1 protein-coding gene and 1 pseudogene are annotated in these 2153 nt (G+C 65.9%); both read left to right on the top strand.

Annotation, left to right across the window (positions count from 1 at the left end):
* Nucleotides 1-871 precede the first annotated feature (871 nt).
* On the top strand, nt 872-1408 hold the full coding sequence (locus ABEB12_RS20275; protein ID WP_185063361.1) for a mycothiol transferase: 537 nt from the start codon (nt 872-874) through the stop codon (nt 1406-1408).
* Nucleotides 1409-1499: 91 nt separating this feature from the next.
* Nucleotides 1500-2084, top strand: a pseudogene (locus ABEB12_RS20270) (helix-turn-helix domain-containing protein); the annotation flags it as partial.
* Between the last annotated feature and the right edge of the window lie 69 nt (nt 2085-2153).

Genomic DNA, 2153 nt, shown 5'->3' with positions numbered 1-2153 from the left:
CGTGCCTACTCCTAGGGACGGCGAGCCATGTGGACACCTAGGAACGGCCAAGACTTCTGACGGAACCTTGCGCTTAGCTGCTGGAACGGTTCGGAACCAGCCACGGTCGACTTCACGTGGAGGCACATCCTCGCGGCCCCCGAGCGTTGCCCTGGAAGGTGACACGAGTCGATCCACCCTCACCCACACCAGCAGGCCGAAGGCTTCCCGCTTCGATCGACGCTAGCCACGGTCACATCACGTGGAAGCGCATCCCCGGAGCCCTTGCGGACGCCAAGTCGATCGGTCGCGCAGTGCCTAATGTACATAGAACCTCAAGCGATGTCCACCGGGTGACTGAAGTTGCCCCGCGCGGACCATATTATGTGCATAATTCAGCGAACGTTGAGTCACTGTTAGAAGCCTGCTAATGATCACTTGCGAGGGTCATCGGGGGCAACTTTTCGACTCGGAGCATGCGAACTCCATGCCGTTCTAATTTCATTTTGAGTCGTGGATGGATTTAGTTATTCGAAGTGGAATGGAGAAAGTCGACGCAAGAGCTCCCTCCGGCTAGCTGATATCACCAACTGGTTCGCATTTCGCCGGCCGGGACAGCAATTCCTGACGGTCGATCGCGGAAACGTGCGCGCTGACGATAGACCTACCGGCTTGGCCGTCGATGGCCACTCGGCCTGGCCGCCCGCGCCCGCCCAGTCGGCGTGGCCACGGTGTCGTTGCCGGATGGCCACACGGTGGCCACGGCGCCAGCCGATGACCGCGAGTGGCCACATGCCGCTCCGTGGTGGCCAACCGACGGGGTCGCGAAACTTTCCGCGGCCGCTTCGTATTGAGGACAGAAACTGGCAGTTATGCCTTCTACCTTCAGTTCATGACCTCAACCGAGCTTCCCCCCACCGCCTCCCCGGAACTGACCGGCGAGCGCGCCGACCTGGCGGCCATGCTCGCCCAGCACCGCTTCTTCCTGCGCAACACCACCCGCGGCCTGACCGACGAACAGGCCGGCCTGCGCACCACCCGCAGCGAGCTGTGCCTGGGCGGCCTGATCAAGCACGTGGCGCGGGTCGAGCGGCAGTGGGTGACCTTCATCGTGGAAGGCCCGAGCGCGATGACCTTCTCCGAGGCGGACTACGCCGAGTACGCCAACCAGTTCAAGATGCTGCCCGGCGAGACCCTGGCCGGCGTGCTCGCCGAGTACGAGGAAGTGGCCGAGCGGACCACCCGGGTGCTCGCCGAGCTCACGTCCCTGAACGCCGACCACCCGCTGCCCGAGGCCCCGTGGTTCGAGCCAGGCGCCCGCTGGTCCGCCCGCCGGGTGTTCATGCACATCATCGCCGAGACCGCCCAGCACTCCGGGCACGCCGACATCGTCCGCGAGTCCCTGGACGGCGCAAAGTCCATGGGCTGAGCTAGTGCTTCGTCAGGAAAGTTCGACGTCGTAACTGTGTCGGGTTGATCAACCGGTCGGGTGCCCGGGAGGCTGTCGCCGGAGGTGGGTGATGGCGCGACAGCCGGAGGTGTTCGTCCGGGAGCTGGACCCGGCCGAGGCTCAACGTCTGATGAAGATCGCCAGGACGGCGCGGGACCGGGTTCGGTTGCGGCGGGCGGGCATAGTGTTGGCCTCGGTGCAGGGTCGCAGCGCTGCCGAGGCGGCGGCGATGTTCGCCGCCACCGCACAGTACGCGCGGGAGGTGATCCACGCGTTCAACGATCAGGGGTTCGCCGCTTTGGACCCAAAATGGAGCGGGGGCCGACCGCGTAGGTTCGGCCCCTGGGCACGTGAGTTGATCTGTCGGGTGGCCAAGACCGCGCCGCGGCAGCTTGGGCGTCCGTTCAGCACGTGGAGTCTGACGAAACTGGTTGAGCACCTCGCCGAGCAGCACCGGGTCATGATCAGCACCGAGACAGTCCGGGTGATCCTGCGCGAGGCCGGGATCAGCTGGCAGGCGACCAAGACCTGGAAGGGCAGCCGCGACCCGGACTTCCGGGTGAAGAAGGCCCGCATTCTGAAGCTCTACGACCAGGCCGCCGCCGGGCATGTCCCCGACCGCGGGCGGGTGATCTGTGTCGATGAGTTCGGGCCGCTGAACCTGCAGCCCCGGCCCGGGCACGGCTGGTTCCCACGAGGGCGCCGGCCCGGCCGCGGGCGACCT

Origin of the sequence: Actinospineispora eucalypti (assembly GCF_039543365.1) — a bacterium.
Classification (GTDB): Bacteria; Actinomycetota; Actinomycetes; order Mycobacteriales; family Pseudonocardiaceae; genus Pseudonocardia; species Pseudonocardia eucalypti.
The sequence above is the reverse complement of the archived record's forward strand: the minus strand, read 5'-3'. Positions and strand labels throughout refer to the sequence as shown.